This is a genomic window from Lysobacter sp. ESA13C (genome assembly GCF_019970005.1).
GTDB lineage: Bacteria > Pseudomonadota > Gammaproteobacteria > Xanthomonadales > Xanthomonadaceae > Lysobacter > Lysobacter antibioticus_B.
This window is the reverse complement of record NZ_JAHXYK010000005.1, coordinates 407533-427087: the sequence shown is the minus strand read 5'-3', so window position 1 is coordinate 427087 and position 19555 is coordinate 407533. Positions and strand designations below refer to the sequence as shown.

Sequence of the window (19555 nt, the reverse complement as noted above, 5' to 3'; positions counted from 1 at the left end):
CGCAGCAAACCACCCGGGCCGGAGCCCTCGACGCTCCGGCCTCAGGCCGTACCGCCACCGTCGTAACGTCACAGAGAGTCCCATCCGATGCTGCTTTATCAGATGCATGAACTCGGCCGTGCCTGGATGGCGCCGATGACCTACTGGGCCGAAGCCGGCGCGAAGATGTTCGCCGCGCCCGGCAGTTGGCTTTCGGCCGTGCCCGGCGCCTCGCGCCTGGCCGCCGGTTACGAACTGCTGTACCGGGTCGGCAAGGACTACGAGAAGCCCGAGTTCGGCATCCACTCCATCCAGATCGACGGCAACGCCTATCCGGTGATCGAGCGCGAGATGCAGCGCAAGCCGTTCTGCCGGCTGCTGCGCTTCAAGCGCTATGCCGACGACGCCGACAACATCGCCGAGCTCAAGGACGATCCGCCGGTGCTGGTGGTCGCGCCCTTGTCGGGCCATCACAGCACCCTGCTGCGCGACACGGTCAAGACCCTGCTGCGCGATCACAAGGTCTATATCACCGACTGGGTCGACGCGCGCATGGTGCCGGCCGAGGACGGCGCCTTCACCCTCGACGACTACGTCGCCTACATCCAGGATTTCATCCGCCTGATCGGCGCCGACACCCTGCACGTGATCAGCGTGTGCCAGCCGACCGTGCCGGTGCTCGCCGCGGTCTCGCTGATGGCCGCGCGCGGCGAAGCCACGCCGCGTTCGCTGGTGATGATGGGCGGCCCGATCGACACCCGCGAAAGCCCGACCCAGGTCAACGACCTCGCCGTGCACAAGCCGCTGTGGTGGTTCGAAGGCAATTTGATCCATCACGTGCCGGCCAATTTCCCCGGCCGCGGCCGCCGCGTTTATCCGGGCTTCCTGCAGCACGGCGGTTTCGTCGCGATGAATCCCGAGCGGCATTTCCAGTCGCACTGGGATTTCTACCAGGACCTGGTCAAGGGCGACCTCGAAGACGCCGACTCGCACCGCCGTTTCTACGACGAATACAACGCCGTGCTCGACATGCCGGCCGAGTACTACCTCGACACCATCCGCGTGGTGTTCCAGGAGCACCTGTTACCGCGCGGGCTGTGGGACGTCGCCGGCGAACGGGTGAATCCGGGCGCGATCAAGAACACCGCCCTGCTGACCATCGAAGGCGAACTCGACGATATTTCCGGCCAGGGCCAGACCCGCGCGGCGCACACGCTGTGCACCGGCGTGGCCGAAGCCGACCGCGAGCACCTGACCATCCTCGGCGCCGGCCATTACGGCATCTTCAGCGGCCGCCGCTGGCGCGAGCAGGTCTATCCGCAGGTGCGCAAGTTCATCGCCAAGTACGCGGCGTGAGCTTTCCCGCGCCATAGCGCGCACAGCCGCCGCAACCCGAGCACGATGCCATGCATCGGGCTTTTTTTATCCGTGAACCCGGCCGATCCGCACGGAAAAACTGTCGACTGGGTAGCAAACGCAGCCGTCCCCGCGAGGACCCGGCGAATTTTGCGGATACATTCGGCGCTGAAGCCCGCCGAAGGATCGCCGCGCCCGCCGCCGAATGCCGCTTGAACGTCGCCGCCGCATCGAGTCGGCTCGAACGCATCCGCTCGGACGAATCGGTTCGAACTGATCAGGACCACGCGAACCGGCCACGCCGTTCGCGACACGCCAGGAAGGCCCATGCCGCATCGCATCGTTATCTCGTCATCGCCCGCCGCAGCGCCGAGGCCCGCGCGTCGCGTTGCGTTGCCTCATCCATCGACCTCATCGCAAGCGCGATCGCCGACTGCGATCGCAGGCCCCTACGTCCCGTCGCAAGCATCGGCGCTCTGCCGCGCTCTTGCCCCGGATCGTGCTTCACCCCTCGACTCGTTCCATTGCCCCGGCTCAAGGAGAACCGCATGAAACTCGCCACCGTTTCCGCCGTCCTGTCCGCCCTGATGCTGTGCTCGGGTGCGGCTTCCGCCGCCACCGCGGCCTGCCAGTCTTCGCGTATCCAAGTCGAAATCAGCCACATCCAGCGCGTACAGGCCTGCACCACGCAAGGCCCGAACAGCCCGATCTGCCAGCAGCGCCAGCAGGTCGAGAACGTCTATTGGCAGGTGATGGATGCGCAATGCCCGGCACCGACGCCGCAGTGCTCGGTCAACCGGCAGATCTACAACGTCGTTTCGCAGCAACGCGCGATGAAGTGCCAGCAGGCCGGCTCGTCGACCGACCCGGTCTGCCAGGCCGCGATGCAGCAGGAACAGGCCAGCTTCCTGCAGGTCAAGGTGAACTGCTTCATGCAGTGATACGCAGCCTGGCCCCGTCTCACATCGCCCCCGTTGGATAGGGGGCAAGCGCCCGACACGGCACGAAGCCCGATGCAGTTTCGGCGCGGGGGATTTGCCGTTCAGCGCGATGCGCGCAGCCAATCAAAAGCAAATCCCCCCTTCCCCCCTTTTCCAAAGGGGGGAACAGCGACAGCAGCGACGAAGGCCAGCAGCTCAGCGCGTTCGGCGGTAGGTACACACCACAACGACGAAGCCGGCCCTCGGGCCGGCTTCGTCTGGTTCGACTCTCGCAGCGATCGAAGATCGCCGATCGCGGCGGCGACTGCCGTTTCCCCTGCTCTCAGCCCAAGCGCACCAGCAGGTGCTTGGCGATCTGGCCGTGGAACTTGCCGACGAAGCGTGCGACGTGCAGGGTCGCGAACAGCAATGCCACGCCGATCAACATCGCCACCGGCCACGACCACGGTTCCCAGGCCATGAACACGTCGTAGCCATCGAACTGCACCGTGCCGATGCCCAACAGCCGCAGCAGCGGGAAGAAGATCAGCGACAGCGAGACGCTCAGGCCGGTCACCGCGACGGTGAAGTAAGCGATGCCCAGCGGCAGCATCAGCAGCATGTAGATCAGCGTGGTCCAGGTGCGCGGATCGGCGAACATGTCCTTGATGCGTTCCAGGAGCGGCCGTTCGCGGTTGTGGTACAGCGGCCGGCGCGGCATGCGTTCGCCGAGCATGACCTCGACCAGGCGGCCTTCGACCAGCGACAGGATCCGCACCGAGCCCAGGAACAGAATCAGCAGCGGCACGCCGATGATCAGGACCAGCAGGCCCAGCGACAGCGACACGCCGACATTGACCCAGGTGAAGTAGAAGATGCCGGTCGCCAGCGAGAACAGCATGTAGAACAGCGCGGCGTAGGTGCGCGGTTCGGCGGCGACGCCGAAGAACCGCCCGAGCGGCGACTGGCGCGGCTTCGGTGCCGGCGGACGCAACGCGGTCTGCACCTTGACCTCGGTGTCGCGATAGATATCGGCGACTTCGTCGGGCGCGCCGTAGCTGCCGGCGACCGCGGCGATCACTTCGGCCTCGCTCTGGCCCGGGTTCTCGGCCATCTCCGAGCGCAAGTATTCCTCGGCGTCGTACAGCGCGTCCTGGATCAGCGCCTTGTCGGCGCCGGCCAGAGCCGCGCGCAGGCGATCGAGGTAGTCCGGTATCGACTGCGGCAGTGCGCTGTCGGGGCGGGCGAAGGAACCGGTGGCGGTGGTGTTCATAGTGCTAGCCCCTGAAGGACGGAATCGACGGAATCGCGGGTGGCGCGCCAGGCCATGACCCATTCGCGCAGCACGGACAGTCCGGTTTCGGTGATGCGGTAGTAGCGGCGCGGCGGACCGGTCACCGAGGGCTCGACGTGGCTGTCGAGCAGGCCGCCGGCGCCGAGGTTGCGCAACACCGGGTACAGCGCGCTCTGTTTGCCGCTGAGCACGCCCTCGCCTTCGCGCTCCAGGCGCTTGGCGATCTGGTAGCCGTACATCGGCTCGGCGGCCGAGGCCAATACCGCCAACAGGGCCAGCGAGACGGTGCCGGCACTGAGCTCTTTCTGGAACTTCCGCAGTTGGTTATCGAAGTCGGTCATGTCGCTCTCCGCTATCGTTGAGATCAGACTAGTACGAAGTTCGGTATAGCGAATGTGCCGATAGTCACCAGGACGAGGCGCAGGGCCGCTTTCGCCTCGTGGAGCTGGGGTACGCTGCGGCGACCCGGCCGCACCGCCCGGCCCGACGACATCCTCGAAGAGGTCATGCAGACGCCATGGAATCGCCCCGCCCCGACCCCACCCAGCTCGCCCTGCTGCACCGCCTCGCCGGCGCCTGGTCCGGGCCCGAACGCAACGCCGACCCCACCGGCGCGGCGGCCGCCTCGGTCGGCCATGGCGATTACCGGGTCGCCCTCGACGGCGGCGCGCTGATCCAGGACTACCGCCAGGAACGCAACGGCACGACCGTGTTCCGCGGCCACGGCGTGTTCCTGGTCGAGCCCGGCAGCGACCAGGTGCTGTGGTGGTGGTTCGACTCGCTCGGGTATCCGGCCGCGCCGGCACGCGGGCGCTGGCACGGTGACAGCCTGTGCTTCGACCAGGTCACCCCGCGCGGCGAATCGCGCTATCGCTACGAACTCGACGGCGAGCGCCACCGCTTCGTCATCGAGAACCGCTTCCCGGGCGAAACCGACTTCGCCGAATTCATGCGCGGCGACTACACTCGCCAGCCCTGACAGGAGATCGCCCGATGCGTTCGATGCCGCAAACCGCCCTGCTGAGCCTGTTGACCGTCGCCGTGCTGCAGACTGCAGCAGCGCAGACGCCGGCGCGCCCGATGCAGGAGATCCTCGACGCCAGCCAGCCCGCCGACTGGCGCGCGCTGGACCCGAAGAACACCTTGTACGTCGAACTGCCGCGCGGCCGCGTGGTGATCGAGCTGGCGCCGCAGTTCGCGCCGGCGCACGTCGCCAACATCCGCGCCCTGGCCACCAATCAGTACTGGAACGGCCTCAGCATCAACCGCTCGCAGGACAACTACGTCGTGCAATGGGGCGATGCGAACGCCGAGGACGCGGCCCAGCGCAAGCCTTACGGCCGCGGGGTCAAGGCGAAGCTGCCGGCCGAATTCGCCCGCAAGAGCCAGGGTCTGGCGATGACCGTGCTGCCCGACGCCGACGGCTGGGCGGCCGAGGCCGGCTTCGTCGCCGGCTTCCCGGCCGCACGCGATTCGGCCACCGGTTCGAGCTGGCTCGCCCATTGCTACGGCACCGTCGGCGCCGGCCGCGACATGGCCGCCGATTCCAGCAACGGCACCGAGCTGTACGTGGTGACCGGGCAATCGCCGCGCCACCTCGACCGCAACATCACCACGGTCGGGCGCGTGGTCAAGGGCATCGAGCTGCTGTCGTCGCTGCCGCGCGGTACCGGCAACCTCGGCTTCTACGAGACCCCGGTCGAGCGCACGCCGATCCGCGCGATCCGCCTGGCCGCCGACGTGCCGAAGGCCGAACGCGCCAACCTGGAAGTGCTGCGCACCGACACACCGCTGTTCGCCGAACTGGTCGAATCGCGCCGCAATCGCCGCGACGAGTGGTACAAGCAGCCGGCCGGCCACGTCAACATCTGCAACGTGCCGCTGCCGGTGCGCGAGCAGACCGCGCAGTCCGCGGCGCAGCCGTCCAAGGCGAAGGGCAAGGGCAAGAAGCGCTGAGCCCAGCGCCGCGCGCACGGCGTCGGCTTCCGCAAGATCCGGCGCCGTTCGGCGCCGGACTCAATCCCGTTCCGGCCCGCGCGACAGCGGCTTGGCGCTGGCGCCGCGCTCCAGCGCCTGCGGCTGGAACAGGCACATCCGCACCACGTCGTGGTAGCGGCCGTCGCTGAAGAACTCGTCGATCAACACGCCTTCGCGCTGGAACCCGGCCTGCTCGTAGATCGAGATGGCGCGCGAATTGTCGACGTCGACCAGCAGATAGAGCTTGTATAGATTGAGTACGCGGAAAGCGTAGTTGATCGCCATGTCGGTGGCCGCGCGAGCGTAACCGCGGCGCTGCTGTTCCGGCGAGATCATGATCAGGAACTCGGCGCGCCGGTGCAGGTGGTCGATCTCGACCAGTTCGACCAACCCGACCCGCTCTTGCGAACTGTCCTGGACGATGAAGCGGCGCTCGGACTGGTCGTGGATATGCTTGCGGTACAGCTCTTCGAGTTCGACGAAGGACTCGTAGGGCTCCTCGAACCAATAACCCATCACGCTGCGGTTGTTGTTGAGCACGTGGACGAAATGCAGGTCGCCGCGCTCCAGCGGACGCAGGGTGACGCTCGGCGCGGGGTGCTCGTCGGCGGAGGTCGTATTCATGGCCGTTACCCTACTCCACCGGCATGCAGCCGGTGTGACGTTTTACCCACGTTGCGCATCGCAATGGGCGAGCCGGCGGCATCGCTTCACATCGCCTTAGCCGTCGGCTGCCTAGCCTGCGGACTCCCCACTGCGCGAAGGTTCCGCCATGCCCCTGCTCAGACTGCGCATCACCGGCAACGAGAACGACGCGCGCGCCATCGGCAACCTGCTGTCGAGCCTGGAAGGCATCGAACACGTCGAGGAAGTCGCCGACCTGATGCCGCACATGGACGACTCCGATTCCAGTTCCGCCGGCCTGCCCGACGATGCCGGCCCCGGCGTGCACGAACTTGAAGTCGACGCGCCCAACGCCTCCACCGCGAACAAGGTCCGCGAAGCGGTGGAAGCGCTGGCCTTCGACCTGGACGTGCTGGTCGAGTTCGAAACCGACGAAGAACGCTGAGCCGGCGCCTGCGCCCGTAACGGGCGCAGCGCCGGTCCGCAGGCCGGCGGCGCGCGCCGCTATCAGCCGCCTCGGGCCTTGCGGCGATTGCGCAGCGTGCGGCGGATCAGCCACACCAGCGGCAGCAACACCGCCAGCAGCGGCAACAACACCGCGAAGGCGCGGATCAGGAACGCGATCACCGCCGCCACGATGCCGCCGAAATCGCGGAAGGCTTCGCCGATCTCGCTGCGGCTGGCTTGGCTGCGGGTGGTTTCGAAATCGAAGGTAACCAGTTGGGTCGAGATCCGCCGCTGCTGCTGCGCCGCTTCCTGCTGCGCGCCCTGCAGCTGCGCTTCGAGCTCGGCGATGCGGTTCGACAGGGTCAGCACGTCGGCGATCTTGAGGTCCTGGCGCTGCTGGAATTCCAACAGGCGCGCATGTTCCCTCTGCAGCCGGTCGCGCAGCATGGCGTTGTCGCGCACCGCCGTGGCCAGGTCGTCGGCCTGGATGCTGCGGTCGGAGATTTCCTCGCCCTTGCCGGCCAGCGCCACCAGCGGCTCGACCCCCGCCGGCACGACCCGCAGCTGCAGCATCGCGCTGGGGAAATCGCCGCCGCTCTGGCTCATGTCCAATACCGCGCAGGCGCCGAACTTGCCCAAATCGCAAGCGGCCCGCACCGCCTGCATCTGGGTCGCGATGCGCTCGCCGGGCAGGCGCACCTGCACCCGATGTTCGTAAGCCAGCAGCACGCCGAGGTCGGCCTTGCCCGGCGACGGCGCCGAACCGCCGGCATCGGGCTTGCTGAGGTCGGCCATCGGCACCGCGGCCGACTCCTCCATCGTCGCGGCGTTGTGCTTGCTGCACGCGCCGAGCAGCCCCACCGCCAACGTCGCGGCCAGCAGCCGCTTCGCCAATCCATACGCCATGATCCGTTCTCCCTGTTGTCCGTGATCCGTTCGGCCCGCGCACTATGCCATCGCGGCCGGGCGCGCAGCGGGTTTCCGCTGGGCGCCGTGGTCGTAATGGCTAACGTCGCACTGCCCTGATCGGGGTTGAGCAAATCGGAGATACGGCCGAGACCTCAGGTAGATTTCGCGACGTCTCCCCCTGACCGTCACCCCCGCGCAGGCGGGGATCCAGAGACTTCAGAGCGATGCCTCGGTAAAGCCCTGGGTGTTCGGCTCCGCCGAAGTAAAGCGGAGCCCGCCTACGCGGGAACGACGGTAGGTAGGCTGCGCCGCCCTCGTATGAGCCGTCATCCCCGCGAAAGCGGGGATCCAGAGACTTCAGAGTCGTGCATGGGATCGCGCAATCAGAACTTGTGCTTGAACCCCACCGTGACGAACCGGCCCAAGGCGTCGTACTGGCTGATGTCGTAGGGCAGCGCGCCGCCGGCCGGATCGAACGGCGGGTCCTTGTCGGCGAGGTTCTGCACCGACAAATACAGCGTGGTGTCGCGCAGGCCTTCGTAGCCCAGGTAGAGATCGAACTGGTGATGGTCGTCGACCTTGGCGTCCAGGCCCGGGTTGCTGCGCGCATCGACGACCTGCTGCCGGTAACCACCGATATAGCGCCACGACAGCTGCGCGTTCCAGTCGCCGCGGCCGTACGCCAGCGAAGTGATGCCGCGCCACTTCGGCAGCGCGCCGAAGCGGTTGCCGCCTGCGCCTTCCAGTGCGCTCTGACCGGCGACTTGCGGCTGCTCGTAGCTCAGCAGGCGGGTCCAGGTGCCGTCGAGGGTCCAGTCGGCCTCGCCGGCATGCCAGACCTTGCGGCCTTCGATGTCGAAGCCGGTCGTGGTCAGCGTGCCCTGGTTGGCGTAGCGGTTTTCGACCAGTTGCAGACGACCCTGCGCATCGCGGGTAACCCGACCGGGATTGGTCTGCGGGTTGGAGACCACGAACTGGACGTTGTCCGGCGCGATCAGGTCGTCCTGGCGGATCCGGTACAGATCCACGCCGAGGCTGGTGTCGGCGTCCGGCGCCCACAACACGCCGAGGTTGATGTTGCTGGAACGCTCGGCCTTGAGCTCGGGGTTGCCGGCGCGAAGAATCGTCACGCCGCGCGAGGAGCCCGGCTGCACCGGGTCGTAAGGGTCGATCACGCTGCCATAGCTGATCGTGGTGCTCTGCGCGATCTCCGGCAACGACGGCGCGCGGAAACCGCGCGACGCGTTCAAGCGCAACAGCCAATCGTCGCTGGCCTGCCAGCGGATGCCGAGCTTGGGCGAAAACGCGCTGCCGAAGTCGTCGTAGTGGTCGCCGCGGCCGGCCAACTGCACTTCGACCTGCTGCCAGGGCTTGAGGCTGAGTTCGAAGAACGCCGCCGACACGCGGCGGCTGCCGTCGATCAGATTGATCGCCGGACGCAGCTCGGTGCCCGACAGCACCTGTGGGCTGGTGCGTGCATCCTGGGCCTCGTCGCGGAACTCCACGCCCGCGGCGACGCCGACGTCGCCCGCGCGCCACTGCCAGGGGAAGCCGGAGATCTTGCCGCTGACCGTGCTCAGGCGATAGGTGCCCGGGCGCCGCGTCGACAGGCGCAGCGCATCGAGCGCGCCCGGCGTGCGCGAGGGGTTGAGGAAGTCGTAACTGCCGCTGGCCAGGGTCTGTTCGAACGCGTAGCGATTGAGGAAGTTGCGCACGTACTCGCGCTGGCGGCTTTCCGAATGGCTGGCAGCGACTTCCCAGTCCCAGGTCTCGCCGTGGCCGCGCAAACCGACCAGGGAACGCTGGAACTGCGACTTGTTGATCTTGTAGCGCGCGCCGAGGTCGAGGAAGGAATACTCGAACGGGGTCGGCACCGCATTGGGATTGTTCGGATGCCCGACCGGCAACACCGCCGGGATGTCGACCAGGCGGCCGGTGCCGCGGTCGTACGCGCGCAGGCCGGCGCCGACCGACATCGGCGCGCTGAAATAGGTGCCGTTGTGGCTGGTGCTGTAGAGGATCTCGGCGAAGCCCTGCAGCGAATCGTTGAACCACACGTCGCCGGCGACCAGCGCCTGGTAACGCTCGACGTCCGGTACCAGGGTGCGGAACGGCTGGGTGTTGAATGCGCAGGCGTTGCCCGGCAGCGGGCTGCCGAAGTCGGCGTAGGGCCGCGACTGGGTGCCCGGCTGGCACGCGAATGCCACCGGCGCGCGCGGGTTGGACAAGTAGGCGCCGCCCTGGGTCGACCAACCGGCGAGGCGTCCGCCGGGCTGGTCGCGATAATCGCCGTCGCGGGTCAGGTCGCGCTCGTCGGCGTCGAGACGGCCGCGCTTGAACACGTCCAGGCTGAAACGCAGACTGTAGCCGTCCTTGGCCGAATCGCCGTGGCCGGCGCGCAGGCCGAGGCTGCTCTGATCGATGCCGCCCTCGGTCGCCGCGCCATAGGCCGCATCGACTTCCAGGCCTTCGATCTTGCGGCGCAGGATCAGGTTGACCACGCCGGCGATCGCATCGGAACCGTACAGCGCCGACGCGCCGTCCTTGAGGATTTCCACGCGCTCGATCGCGCCCAACGGCAAGGCGTTGAGGTCGACGAAATTGTCCTGGGTGTTCTGGGCGAAACCATACGAGGCCACGCGATAACCGTTGACCAGCACCAGGGTGTTCTTCTGGCTGAGGCCGCGCAGCGACACGCCGGCCGAGCCGTTGGCGAAGCTGCCGGTGTACTGCTCGTTGAAGCTGTTGCCGCTGTTGACGGTCAGGCTGCGCAGCAAGTCGGACACGGTGACCTTGCCGCTCTTCTCGATCTGCGCGCGATCGATCACCAGCACCGGGTTGACCCCGGCCTCGTCGCTGCGCTTGAGGTTCGTGCCGGTCACCTGGACCGCGTCGAGGGTGACGCCGGCCGCGGCATCGGCTGCGGCGGTGGCGTCGTCGGCCTGCGCCAGCGGCGCGGCCAGGGCGATGGACAGAGCGAGCGTGAGGCGTCGGTAGCGCACGCCGGAGCGGGATGAAACCTGAGCGAAAGACATGGGGAGTTCCTGGGTACGAGTCGAAGGGGAAAACGAAGAGACGAAAGAACGCCCGCCCGGAACGGCACGCAGCCGCCGGCGCTGCGCAAGCGCAGTGCGGTCACGAGGGAGAGGGAATCGCGGGACGGCGTTACCGTGCAGCCGCGTACCGATCCGGGACGGGCGAAAAACCTTGCTGGCAGGATCAACCCGTCGCGGGCATCACCTGCCGGCTACAGCGACAGCGCATCGGCATTCGCGCGATGGCCCGGAGCTGCAGCGAAGCGAACATGGTCGCGAGCGGAGATTTCAGGGTCGAAGCGGACATGGCGGCAAAGACGAACGTGAAGAGCGAGCGGACGGACGGAGACGAAGCGATGCGCGATTCAGCGGCAACACTCGCGACAGCGGCAGGCGCGCATGGAACGGCGCGATGCGGCATGGGGTTTCGTCGGTCCTGCAGGATTCACGGTGAGGTCTTCGGCAGCGGAGAAAGGGCCGCCGAGGCCGGCGACGAGAGATATGTTGCATCGCGATAAAGCGACGTCAATCGACGCGGACGGCCGACTCGCCGGCTTCGCCGCCATGGGCCGCCGCGATCCTGAACCGGGCAATGCGCCGGCGAATCGGGCGAATCGCACGCAAGCCCCGCAGGCCAAGGCTTGCACGCGATCGCGCCAGTGCGGCCCGGTGTTCATTATTCAGGTCGCCTCATGCCGCGGGGCGCATGAGCGCATTGCCGATGGTTATGTCGCAAGCGCCCGCGGAAACCGCGAAATCCGACGCCGGACACGGCCGTTGCGCAGAGGACAGGATCGGAAAAGTCGCATTCGGTTGTGGCACGCGGCCGGCGGCTGGCCGCGGCACCTTCCCGCATATCGGCCGGCGAGTCCGTTCCCCGCCCGGACCTATGACCCATGCGCACCCCATCGCCTTCGCATATCCTCCGCGCATTGCGGCCCGGCCGCCCCCCTCGACCGAGATCGGATATGCGCCTGTTGCGTCCCTCGCAGCTCTCTTTCGTCCTCACTCCGGCCCTGTTGGCCCTCGCCTTGTCGGCCTGCGGGCCGCACGAAACCGCCGCGCCCACCGCAGTGGCCAAGACCGCCGCCGCGCCCGCAGCGAGCTCCGACCCGGCCGTCGACGCCGCCTTCGCCGCCTTGTCCAAGCGCTGGCTCGACGGCGTCATGCAGATCAACCCGGTCAGCGCCACCCAGATCGGCGACCACCGTTTCGATGGCGCGATCGACGACCTCAGCACCGCCGGCCGCCAGCGCCAGCTCGACTTCAACCGCAAGCTGCTGGCCGAACTCGACGCCGTCGACGCCACCCGCTTGTCGCGCGAGAACCAGGTCGATGCGGCGATCCTGCGCAACCGCCTGCGTTCGGAAGTGTGGTCGATCGAAACCCTGCAGAACTGGGCCTGGGACCCGATGGTCTACAGCGGCCTGGCCGGCGACGCGATCTACAACCTGATGGCGCGCGAATTCGCGCCGATGCCGCAGCGCCTGAAGTCGGCGACCGCGCGCATGGAGAAGATCCCCTCGATCTTCGCCCAGGCCCGCGCCAACCTCGACCCGGCGCGAGTGCCGAAGATCCACGCCGAGACCGTCGCCAAGCAGAACGCCGGCGTGCTCAGCCTGATCGACACCTTCATCGTGCCCAACGCCGGCCAGGTCAAGGGCGCCGAGCGCAAGCGCCTGGACGCCGCCGTCGCCGGCTTGCGCAAGGCCGTCGCCGAGCAACAGGAATGGCTCGACAAGACCCTGGTGCCGAACGCCAAGGGCAATTTCCGCATCGGCCAGACCCTGTACGACGAAAAGCTGAAGTTCTCGCTCAACTCCTCTTTGTCGCGCGCCGAGATCATGCAGCGCGCGCAATCCGAACTGGCCCGCGTGCGCGCAGAGATGTACGCGATCGCGCAGAAGGAACTCAAGGGTAAGCCCGGCGCACCGGAACTGCCGGACAAGCCGAAGCCGGAACAGCAGCAGAAGGCGATCGAGGCCGCGCTCGAGTTGGCCTATGCCGACAAGCCGGCGCGCGACAAGGTCGTCGACTTCGCCAAGCAGACGCTCGAAGAAGCGACGACCTTCACCCGCGCCAAGAACCTGGTGACCGTGCCCGACGCGCCGGTCAAGATCATCCTGATGCCGGAGTTCCAGCGCGGCGTGGCGCTGGCCTACTGCGACTCGCCGGGCCCGCTCGACAAGGGCCTGGACACCTACTACGCGATCTCGCCGATTCCGGACGAGTGGAGCGATGCCCAGGTCGACTCCTTCCTGCGCGAATACAACACGCGCATGGTGCATCTGCTGTCGATCCACGAAGCGATGCCGGGCCACTACCTGGAAGGCGCGCATTCGGCCAAGGCGCCGTCGACCCTGCGCGCGGTGCTGCGTTCGGGCGTGTTCGCCGAAGGCTGGGCGGTCTATACCGAGGACGTCATGGCCGACGCCGGCTATCTCGACAACGACCCGCTGTTCCGCCTGGTCCAGCTCAAGTTCTACCTGCGCAGCATCGGCAACGCGATCCTCGACCAGGGCGTGCAGGTCGAAGACTGGAGCCGCGAGCAGGCGATGCAGTTCATGACCCAGCAGACCTTCCAGCAGGAACGCGAAGCCGCCGGCAAATGGGTCCGCGCCCAGCTGACCTCGGCGCAGCTGCCGACCTATTTCGTCGGCGCGCAGGAACACTTCGACATGCGTAAGGCCGTGGAAGCCAAGCTCGGACCGAAGTTCGACGCCAAGACCTACCACGACCAGGTGCTGTCCTACGGCGCACCGCCGGTGCGGTTCGTGCGCGAGCTGATGCTGGACGAACCGATTCTCTGAACCCCGGTTCGCAGGAACGACGAAAAGCCCGCCGCATGGCGGTTTTTTTGTTGGAGTGCGTTCTTCCGCCTGGCCTATCGCGCACGCGGCCAACCGGAGTAACGCCGCCGCTGATCGCCCGCGGTCGCGGCTTGCGCCGCTCCTACTCCTGCTGCGCGGCTCTTGGGTAGGAGCGGCGCGAGCCGCGACCACGCCGCCTCGGCAGCGACTAAACCACGGCCGGCCGCGTCGCCCCGGCCTCGTCCCCGTCCCCATTCCCGTTCCCGGATCGCGGCAGGCAAAGGCGAGAACCGGTCGACCGGTGATATACCTCGCCACCGGCCTGGGATAGCCTCGCTCACGCTTCCGGATTGACCCTTGCTTTATGTCCCGGAGCGCATAGTGGTGCAAAGCGCATAGTGGCGCAGAGCCCAGGCAACAACCTTCGTAATCGGAGAGGTCTCATGTCCAGTGACAGCGCCGTGGCGTCGGCAAGCCCGCCATCGGCGACGCCCGACCCGGCACGCGCCGGCGCAGTGTCGCGCCCGGTGCGCCGCCGCCGTGGCGCGCGCGTCGACGACACCGTGGATGCGATCGCCGCCGAAGTGCCGGTCGCACTGGTCTACAACGGCACGCCGTTCGCGGTGATGATGGCCACGCCCGAGGACCTCGCCGATTTCGCCCTGGGCTTCTCGCTCAGCGAAGGCATCGTCGCCGGCGCCGACGAACTGCGAGTCGGGGAGATCGCGACCTCGCTCGAAGGCATCACCCTGCAGCTGTCCATTCCCGAGGCCCGCGTCGCCGCGCTCGAACAACGCCGGCGCAACCTGCAGGGCCGCAGCGGCTGCGGCGTGTGCGGCACCGAGAGCATCGAAGCGGTGCTACGGCCGCCGCCGCGTCTGCGCGACAGCAAGCCGATCCGCGTCGGGGCCTTGCACCGCGCCTTGCGCGAACTGCGCGAACGCCAGCCCTTGAACGCTTTGACCGGCGCCACCCATGCCGCAGGCTGGGCCGATCGCGACGGGCGCGTTCTGTTCGTGCGCGAAGACGTCGGCCGCCACAACGCCCTCGACAAATTGATCGGCGCCTTGGTCGCCGCCGGCCTCGACCCCTTGCAGGGTTTCGCCGTCGTCACCAGCCGCGCCAGTTTCGAGATGGCGATGAAGGCCGCGCAAGCCGGTATCCCGCTGTTGGCCGCGATCTCGGCGCCGACCGCGCTGGCGATCGCGCTGGCCGACTCGGCCCACCTCACCCTGATCGGCTTCGCCCGCGACGACGGGCACGCGGTCTACACCCACCCGCAGCGCCTGCTCGACGACGGCCCGCACGCCGGCGAAGACGGCGACGACGACGCAATGGAAGCGAACTCATGAGCAAGAAAACCATCCGCCCCTACGACGGCCCCGCCGGCGGCTGGGGCGCCTTGCGCAGCGTCGCCCGGCACCTGCTCGAACAGGACGTACCGGTGCACGGCGCGCGCACCCTGCTCTCGGCCAACCAGCCCGACGGCTTCGACTGCCCCGGCTGCGCCTGGCCCGACCGCGACCACACCTCGACCTTCGAGTTCTGCGAGAACGGCGCCAAGGCGGTGGCCGCCGAAGCGACCAGGCATCGCGCGACACCGGAGCTTTTCGCCCAATACACAGTCGCCGAGCTCGCACGCTACAGCGACCATTGGCTCGAAAACCAGGGCCGCCTGACCCATCCGATGCGCTGGGACGCGGCCAGCGACCGCTATCTGCCGATCGGCTGGGACGAAGCCTTCGCCCGCATCGGCGCGCATCTAAACGCCCTGGATTCGCCGAACCAGGCCTTGTTCTACACCTCCGGGCGTTGCAGCAACGAAGCCGCCTTCCTGTATCAGTTGTTCGTGCGCGAGTTCGGCACCAACAACTTCCCCGACTGCTCCAACATGTGCCACGAACCCTCGGGCACGGCGATGAAGGCCCAGCTCGGCGTCGGCAAAGGCACCGTGCTGCTCGACGATTTCGAGATCGCCGATGCGATCTTCATCTTCGGCCAGAACCCGGGCACCAACCATCCGCGCATGCTCGGCGAGCTGCGCAAGGCGGCCAAGCGCGGCGCCGCGATCGTCTCGTTCAATCCCCTGCGCGAACGCGGCCTGGAGAAGTTCGCCGACCCGCAGGACAAGCTGGAGATGCTGCACAACGGTTCGACCCGGATCTCCTCGGATTATTTCCAGTTGCGCATCGGCGGCGACCTGGCCGCGGTCAAGGGCATCATCAAGCGCACCCTCGAAGCCGATGCCCAGGCGCAGCGCGAAGGCCGCGAAAGAGCCGTCGACATCGCTTTCATCGCCGAGCACACCCGCGGCTTCGAGCGTTTCGCCGCCGACGTCGCCGCCGAATCCTGGGACACCATCGAGGCCGAGTCCGGCCTCAGCCGCGCCGAACTCGAACGCGCCGGCGATATCTATATCCGCGCAGGCAGCGTGATCTGCTGCTGGGGCATGGGCATCACCCAACACAAGCATTCGGTCGCGACCATCCACATGCTGGGCAATCTGCTGCTGTTGCGCGGCAACATCGGCCGCCCCGGCGCCGGGCCCTGCCCGGTGCGCGGCCACAGCAACGTGCAGGGCGACCGCACCATGGGCATCTACGAAAAGCCGTCGCCGGCCTTTCTCGACCGCCTGCACGAAGTGTTCGGTTTCGAGCCGCCGCGCGAACACGGCCACGACACGGTCGGCGCGATCGAGGCCATGCTCGACGGCCGCTGCAAGACCTTCTTCGGCCTGGGCGGCAACTTCGCCACCGCCACGCCCGACACCGAGGCCACGCATCGCGCCCTGCGCCGTTGCGACCTCACCGTGCACGTCACCACCAAGCTCAATCGCAGCCACCTCGTGCACGGCCGCGACGCCTACATTCTGCCCTGCCTCGGCCGCACCGAGATCGACATCCAGGACAGCGGCGCGCAAGGCGTCACCGTCGAGGATTCGATGAGCATGGTCCACCTGTCGGCCGGCATCAACGCGCCGGCCGCACCGACCCTGTTGTCGGAACCGGCGATCGTCGCGCGTCTCGCCGCGGCCACCCTCGGCGCCCGCAGCAAAGTACCGTGGCTGTGGCTGGTCGGCGACTACGACCGCATCCGCGACAAGATCGCCGAGGTGTTCGAAGACTTCCACGATTTCAACCGGCGCGTGCGCGTACCCGGCGGTTTCCACCTGCCCAATGCCGCGGCCGAACGGCGCTGGCTCAATGCCGAGGGCAAGGCGCTGTTCAAGACCCATGCGGTGCCGACCGACCTGCCGGTGCACCGCGCACGCGCCAGCCAACAGCAACCAGTGTTCACCCTGGCGACGACCCGCTCGCACGACCAGTACAACACCACCATCTACGGCATGAACGACCGCTACCGCGGCGTGTTCGGCGAACGCCGGGTGTTGTTCATCCATCGCGACGACATCGCCGCCCTGGGCATGAACGCCGGCGACTGGGTCGACCTGGAAAGCCTGTGCGAGGACGGCGTCGAACGCATCGCCCGGCGCTTCCTGTTGGTCGAATACAACATCCCGCGCGGCTGCCTGGCCGCCTACTACCCCGAGACCAATGCGCTGGTGCCGCTGTCGAGCTTCGCCGACGAGGCGCGCACCCCGACCTCGAAATCGATCCCGGTGCTCGTGCATCCGCACCTGGCGCAAGCGGCGCAAGGCCTGCAAGCGTCCAAGGACATCGGCCTTGTCCGAGTCGACTGAGGCCCTGCTGGGGATGCTGGCCGGCGAAGCCGACGGCGTGTCTCTGCCGCGCCTGTGCAAGCGCCTGGGCCTGCGCATGAGCGTGTTGCTGCGCGAGTTGGCGTGGATCGGCGAAGACGCCATCGGCGGCCACACCGGCCCGGGTTGGGTGCGGGTAGAGACGCGCGGCGAAACCCAAGTCGCGGTGTTGACCGAGCGCGGGCGCGAACGGCTGCGGATGGGCGACAGCGAGAAGCGCGATTAGAGCGCATGGGTGTTTCGAGATAGCCCTGGCAATGCGGGCTACGTCGTTGGTGCCTTGACGCGGTCGCGGCTTGCGCCGCTCCTACCCTAAAGCGACTGGGCTAGGAGCGGCGCAAGCCGCGACCACGAACCATCCGCTACGGCGTCGCTCACGCAACGCCGGCCTCGACTCAAAAACTGCGCCCGTCCACCGGCACGACTTTGACCGAGGCCAGATCGACCCCTTCCAGGCAACGCACGTTGATCGCCGTCATCAGCGTACCGTCGGGCATGCTGCCCTGGCTGAAGGAGGAAATGCCGCAGTGCTTGCAGAAATGATGATCGATGCTGTTCTTGTTGAAGTGATACAGGCCCAGATCGGCCGGATCGGTCTTCAACACGAACGAGGTCCGCGGCACGAACCACAACAGCCCGCCGCGCCGCTGGCACATCGAACAATTGCAATCGATGGCCTGGTCGATCTCGCCTTCCACTTCGTAAGCGACCTTGCCGCAGTGGCAGCCGCCGGAATACTTGGTCATCGCATGCTCCCGCCGCGGTGCGGCGTCCGTGAAGACACGAGGATAACGCCGCCGCGCTATGCTCGTCGCCCTAAATCCGACACCCCGCGCCGCCAACACGCCAACGGAGCGCCTCATGGACTCGATCGTCGGCAGCACCATCATCCCGTCCCTGCGTTACCGCAACGCGCCCGCCGCGATCGAATGGCTGTGCCGCGCGTTCGGTTTCGAGAAACACGCCGTCTACGCCGACGGCGATACCGTGCACCATGCCCAGCTGACCTACGGGCCGGGCATGATCATGCTCGGCTCGGTCGACGACAGCAGCGAATGGGGCCGGCGCATCGTCCAACCCGATGAGATCGGCGGGCGCGAGACTCAGGCCTGCTCGGTGGTCGTCAGCGACGCCGACGAGCACTATGCGCAGGCGCGCGCGGCCGGCGCCGAGATCGTGGTCGAGATCGCCGACCAGGACTACGGTGGACGCGCCTACACCTGCCGCGACCTCGAAGGCCGACTGTGGTGGTTCGGCACCTACAACCCGTGGAACCTATGAATCGCAAACGCAGCAGCGACTCCGCACCCGGCGATCTGTTCGCCGCTCCCGCCGCCCCGGCTTCGACCGCGGCCGGCGATTTCGGCGCCGGCCCCGGCCCGGTCGAGGGTATCCGCGCCGGCATCGGCGGCTGGACCTTCGTGCCCTGGCGCAACAACTTCTATCCGGACAAGCTGGTGCAGCGGCGCGAGCTCGAGTTCGCCAGCCGCCAGCTCAGCAGCATCGAGATCAACGGCACCTACTACAGCGCGCAGAAGCCGGCGACCTATGCCAAGTGGGCGGCGGAGACGCCGGAGCATTTCGTGTTCTCGCTGAAGGCGCCGGGCCGCATCACCCAGGGCGGCGCGCTGGCCAAGGCCGTCAACGGCGCCAAGGCCTTCATCGACGGCGGCTTGAGCGAGTTCGGCCAGCGACTCGGGCCGATCCTGTGGCAGCTTACGCCGAACCGCGTGTTCGACCGCGACGACATCGCGGCGTTTCTGGACAACCTGCCGCGCACGCTCAACGGCCGCGCGCTCAAGCACGTACTGGAAGTCCGCCATCCGAGCTTCCTCGACGAGGCCTATGTGCGGCTGGCGCGCGAGCACCGCATCGCCACGGTATTCACCGACTCAGACGAATACCCCTCCTTGGCCGACGTGACCGGCGATTTCGTCTACGCCCGGCTGATGCGTTCGCGCAGCGACGTGGCGACAGGCTATCCCGAGGCCGAGCTGGATGACTGGAAGCAACGCGCGCAGGCCTGGGCGCAAGGTCGAGATCGCCCCGAGCTGCCGCATGTCGCCGCGCCCATCGAGGGCGGCAAGCCGCGCCAAGTCTTCGTCTATTTCATCAGCGCCGCGAAGGAACGCAACCCGGCCGCGGCGATGCGTTTGCTGGAGAAGCTCGGGGCACGTTGAGGCCAGTCGTTGCGTCGCGTCGCGGCGACGCCGGCTTACGGGGCGTAGCGCCGGCTTTCGAAACATCGCGGTCGCGGCTTGTGACCGAAGGAAATCCAGTCGGACGCCGCTCCTACCCTGGAACGCGGCTTTAAGGGTAGGAGCGACGCAAGCCGCGACCGCATTCGTTCCGATCGCGCCGATACCCACCCCGCTGACTCCCTGCCCGTCACGCAACGCCTCGCCGGCGAGGATTCAGTGCCACAATCGCCGCAGGGTCGCCCGCCACGCAGGCGACCACCGCACCGATCCCACAGCGAGCCTCCG

At 67.6% G+C, this 19555-nt stretch carries 17 protein-coding genes; 11 read left to right on the top strand and 6 right to left on the bottom strand.

All coding sequences use genetic code 11. From position 1 onward, the window contains the following. Window positions 1-90: 90 nt before the first annotated feature. Window positions 91-1335, top strand: coding sequence for a polyhydroxyalkanoate depolymerase (gene phaZ / locus LC490_RS13150; protein WP_031372900.1), 1245 nt, complete (start codon window positions 91-93; stop codon window positions 1333-1335). Window positions 1336-1883: 548 nt separating this feature from the next. After that, window positions 1884-2276 carry a hypothetical protein gene (locus tag LC490_RS13145; RefSeq protein WP_031372899.1) on the top strand — a complete coding sequence of 131 codons (393 nt, stop codon included), beginning with the start codon at window positions 1884-1886 and terminating at the stop codon, window positions 2274-2276. A 322-nt stretch (window positions 2277-2598) separates the two neighbouring features. Here the strand turns inward: LC490_RS13145 and LC490_RS13140 are convergent, their stop codons facing one another. Both LC490_RS13140 and LC490_RS13135 read right to left on the bottom strand, forming a co-directional pair. Next, entirely contained in the window at window positions 2599-3528 is a 930-nt protein-coding gene (locus LC490_RS13140; RefSeq protein ID WP_031372898.1) for a sensor domain-containing protein, read from the bottom strand. Continuing rightward, the gene (locus LC490_RS13135; RefSeq protein WP_031372897.1) at window positions 3525-3890 is read right to left on the bottom strand and encodes a PadR family transcriptional regulator; all 366 of its coding nucleotides are present in this window, start codon (window positions 3888-3890) and stop codon (window positions 3525-3527) included. The genes LC490_RS13140 and LC490_RS13135 overlap by 4 nt, the downstream gene beginning before the upstream one ends. A gap of 176 nt (window positions 3891-4066) precedes the next feature. Here LC490_RS13135 and LC490_RS13130 point away from each other — a divergent pair, with 176 nt between their 5' ends. Further along, window positions 4067-4528, top strand: coding sequence for a DUF1579 domain-containing protein (locus LC490_RS13130; RefSeq protein ID WP_223620422.1), 462 nt, complete (start codon window positions 4067-4069; stop codon window positions 4526-4528). Between the two features lie 23 nt (window positions 4529-4551). Then, window positions 4552-5505 carry a peptidylprolyl isomerase gene (locus LC490_RS13125; protein ID WP_223620499.1) on the top strand — a complete coding sequence of 318 codons (954 nt, stop codon included), beginning with the start codon at window positions 4552-4554 and terminating at the stop codon, window positions 5503-5505. 60 nt (window positions 5506-5565) lie between these two features. On the opposite strand, the gene speG is transcribed toward LC490_RS13125, so the two are convergent. Then, window positions 5566-6150 carry a spermidine N1-acetyltransferase gene (speG, locus tag LC490_RS13120; RefSeq protein WP_031372894.1) on the bottom strand — a complete coding sequence of 195 codons (585 nt, stop codon included), beginning with the start codon at window positions 6148-6150 and terminating at the stop codon, window positions 5566-5568. Between the two features lie 148 nt (window positions 6151-6298). Between speG and LC490_RS13115 the strand changes: the two genes are divergently transcribed. After that, on the top strand, window positions 6299-6595 hold the full coding sequence (locus LC490_RS13115; protein ID WP_031372893.1) for a hypothetical protein: 297 nt from the start codon (window positions 6299-6301) through the stop codon (window positions 6593-6595). Window positions 6596-6657: 62 nt separating this feature from the next. Here the strand turns inward: LC490_RS13115 and LC490_RS13110 are convergent, their stop codons facing one another. Next, window positions 6658-7503, bottom strand: a complete 846-nt coding sequence (locus LC490_RS13110) for a DUF4349 domain-containing protein (protein ID WP_223620421.1) — start codon at window positions 7501-7503, stop codon at window positions 6658-6660. Window positions 7504-7889: 386 nt separating this feature from the next. Continuing rightward, on the bottom strand, window positions 7890-10541 hold the full coding sequence (locus LC490_RS13105; RefSeq protein ID WP_223620420.1) for a TonB-dependent receptor: 2652 nt from the start codon (window positions 10539-10541) through the stop codon (window positions 7890-7892). Between the two features lie 968 nt (window positions 10542-11509). On the opposite strand from LC490_RS13105, the gene LC490_RS13100 reads away from it, so the two are divergent. The 4 genes from LC490_RS13100 to LC490_RS13085 all read left to right on the top strand — a co-directional run bounded on the left by LC490_RS13100 (window position 11510) and on the right by LC490_RS13085 (window position 17295). Continuing rightward, on the top strand, window positions 11510-13351 hold the full coding sequence (locus LC490_RS13100) for a DUF885 domain-containing protein (protein WP_223620419.1): 1842 nt from the start codon (window positions 11510-11512) through the stop codon (window positions 13349-13351). A gap of 443 nt (window positions 13352-13794) precedes the next feature. Then, window positions 13795-14703, top strand: a complete 909-nt coding sequence (gene fdhD, locus LC490_RS13095; RefSeq protein WP_223620418.1) for a formate dehydrogenase accessory sulfurtransferase FdhD — start codon at window positions 13795-13797, stop codon at window positions 14701-14703. Then, window positions 14700-17051, top strand: coding sequence for an FdhF/YdeP family oxidoreductase (locus LC490_RS13090; RefSeq protein ID WP_223620417.1), 2352 nt, complete (start codon window positions 14700-14702; stop codon window positions 17049-17051). The genes fdhD and LC490_RS13090 overlap by 4 nt, the downstream gene beginning before the upstream one ends. A 13-nt stretch (window positions 17052-17064) precedes the next feature. Continuing rightward, window positions 17065-17295, top strand: a complete 231-nt coding sequence (locus LC490_RS13085; protein WP_152566301.1) for a hypothetical protein — start codon at window positions 17065-17067, stop codon at window positions 17293-17295. 169 nt (window positions 17296-17464) lie between these two features. On the opposite strand, the gene LC490_RS13080 is transcribed toward LC490_RS13085, so the two are convergent. Beyond that, window positions 17465-17815 (bottom strand): GFA family protein, encoded by a 351-nt coding sequence (locus LC490_RS13080; protein WP_223620416.1) that lies wholly within the window; start codon window positions 17813-17815, stop codon window positions 17465-17467. A 115-nt stretch (window positions 17816-17930) separates the two neighbouring features. On the opposite strand from LC490_RS13080, the gene LC490_RS13075 reads away from it, so the two are divergent. After that, window positions 17931-18350, top strand: coding sequence for a VOC family protein (locus LC490_RS13075; protein WP_031372885.1), 420 nt, complete (start codon window positions 17931-17933; stop codon window positions 18348-18350). After that, window positions 18347-19249 (top strand): DUF72 domain-containing protein, encoded by a 903-nt coding sequence (locus LC490_RS13070; RefSeq protein WP_223620415.1) that lies wholly within the window; start codon window positions 18347-18349, stop codon window positions 19247-19249. The genes LC490_RS13075 and LC490_RS13070 overlap by 4 nt, the downstream gene beginning before the upstream one ends. The last annotated feature ends 306 nt before the right edge of the window (window positions 19250-19555 follow it).

Coding starts and splice junctions, on each gene's coding strand:
- LC490_RS13145 (WP_031372899.1), top strand. CDS start 1,884: ATGAAACTCGCCACCGTTTCCGCCGTCCTGTCCGCCCTGATGCTGTGC.
- LC490_RS13140 (WP_031372898.1), bottom strand. CDS start 3,528: ATGAACACCACCGCCACCGGTTCCTTCGCCCGCCCCGACAGCGCACTG.
- LC490_RS13135 (WP_031372897.1), bottom strand. CDS start 3,890: ATGACCGACTTCGATAACCAACTGCGGAAGTTCCAGAAAGAGCTCAGT.
- LC490_RS13130 (WP_223620422.1), top strand. CDS start 4,067: ATGGAATCGCCCCGCCCCGACCCCACCCAGCTCGCCCTGCTGCACCGC.
- LC490_RS13125 (WP_223620499.1), top strand. CDS start 4,552: ATGCCGCAAACCGCCCTGCTGAGCCTGTTGACCGTCGCCGTGCTGCAG.
- speG (WP_031372894.1), bottom strand. CDS start 6,150: ATGAATACGACCTCCGCCGACGAGCACCCCGCGCCGAGCGTCACCCTG.
- LC490_RS13115 (WP_031372893.1), top strand. CDS start 6,299: ATGCCCCTGCTCAGACTGCGCATCACCGGCAACGAGAACGACGCGCGC.
- LC490_RS13110 (WP_223620421.1), bottom strand. CDS start 7,503: ATGGCGTATGGATTGGCGAAGCGGCTGCTGGCCGCGACGTTGGCGGTG.
- LC490_RS13105 (WP_223620420.1), bottom strand. CDS start 10,541: ATGTCTTTCGCTCAGGTTTCATCCCGCTCCGGCGTGCGCTACCGACGC.
- LC490_RS13100 (WP_223620419.1), top strand. CDS start 11,510: ATGCGCCTGTTGCGTCCCTCGCAGCTCTCTTTCGTCCTCACTCCGGCC.
- fdhD (WP_223620418.1), top strand. CDS start 13,795: ATGTCCAGTGACAGCGCCGTGGCGTCGGCAAGCCCGCCATCGGCGACG.
- LC490_RS13090 (WP_223620417.1), top strand. CDS start 14,700: ATGAGCAAGAAAACCATCCGCCCCTACGACGGCCCCGCCGGCGGCTGG.
- LC490_RS13085 (WP_152566301.1), top strand. CDS start 17,065: ATGCTGGCCGGCGAAGCCGACGGCGTGTCTCTGCCGCGCCTGTGCAAG.
- LC490_RS13080 (WP_223620416.1), bottom strand. CDS start 17,815: ATGACCAAGTATTCCGGCGGCTGCCACTGCGGCAAGGTCGCTTACGAA.
- LC490_RS13075 (WP_031372885.1), top strand. CDS start 17,931: ATGGACTCGATCGTCGGCAGCACCATCATCCCGTCCCTGCGTTACCGC.
- LC490_RS13070 (WP_223620415.1), top strand. CDS start 18,347: ATGAATCGCAAACGCAGCAGCGACTCCGCACCCGGCGATCTGTTCGCC.